This is a genomic window from Psychrobacter sp. T6-1 (assembly GCF_052258445.1).
Genome location: NZ_JBQQFC010000594.1, coordinates 1 through 922, shown reverse-complemented (window position 1 = coordinate 922; position 922 = coordinate 1). Strand labels below are relative to the sequence as shown.

The following is a 922-nucleotide window of genomic DNA, read 5'->3' as shown; positions in this document are numbered from 1 at the left end:
GAGATTATGAGAATTGTTTCTGACAAAATGCCAAAAGTAGATGTGGCTAGTATTTTGACCGTAAGTGAGATTGATGCTATTCACGAGTTTATGCATCATTACCCGCATGCTCGCGCCGCCTCATTAGACGCCCTCAAAATCGTGCAAAAGCGCAACGGCTGGGTAAGTGACGCTCAAGTGAACGCTATTGCCAACCTTTTAGATATTCCCGTGACTGATATGGACGGCGTCGCTACTTTTTTTAATCGTATTTATCGTCAGCCTGTTGGTCGTCACGTGATTTTGATTTGTGATTCTGTAGCCTGTTACTTGACAGGGTACGAAGCGCTATCGGCTGAGCTACGCTTGCAATTGGGTATCGAATATGGGCAAACAACGCCTGATGGCCGTTTTACCTTGTTGCCGATTTGCTGCCTGGGCAATTGTGATAAAGGCCCTGCGGTGCTCATCGATGAGGACACTTATGGTCCTATTGAGCCTACTGAGGTCGCGCAACTACTGGAGCTATACGCATGAGACTGACCTTATCTGAACAGATCGCTCAGCGCGGGCAAGGCAAAGCGCCAAGCCAGCTCAATGAGCAACGTATCCCCATCTATGGCGACAAGGCGAGCGCCACTAGCGAAACTATGCCGCTTACATGGCGTCTTGCGCATCATGACGCCGTACTTGATTTAGCCACATATGAGTCGCTACAAGGCTTTGATGGGCTAAAAAAGGCACTAGATAAGCCGTTTAAAGACGTTGAAAACATGATCAAAGCGGCCAATGTTAGAGGCCGCGGCGGCGCAGGATTTAATGCTGGTCTCAAATGGTCGTTTATGTCGCCACCAGATGGCTTGCCACGCTATCTTATTTGTAACGCTGATGAGATGGAGCCGGGCACCTTTAAAGATCGCTTGTTAATGGAGCGCCTACCGTT

General features: G+C 48.8%; 1 protein-coding gene and 1 pseudogene. Both read left to right on the top strand.

All coding sequences use genetic code 11. The features are described from left to right. Positions 1-6 precede the first annotated feature (6 nt). Positions 7-516 carry an NADH-quinone oxidoreductase subunit NuoE gene (gene nuoE, locus ACTXGO_RS14815; protein WP_317200283.1) on the top strand — a complete coding sequence of 170 codons (510 nt, stop codon included), beginning with the start codon at positions 7-9 and terminating at the stop codon, positions 514-516. Then, a pseudogene (locus ACTXGO_RS14810) lies at positions 513-922 on the top strand (NADH oxidoreductase (quinone) subunit F); the annotation flags it as partial. The gene nuoE and the pseudogene ACTXGO_RS14810, both read left to right, overlap by 4 nt.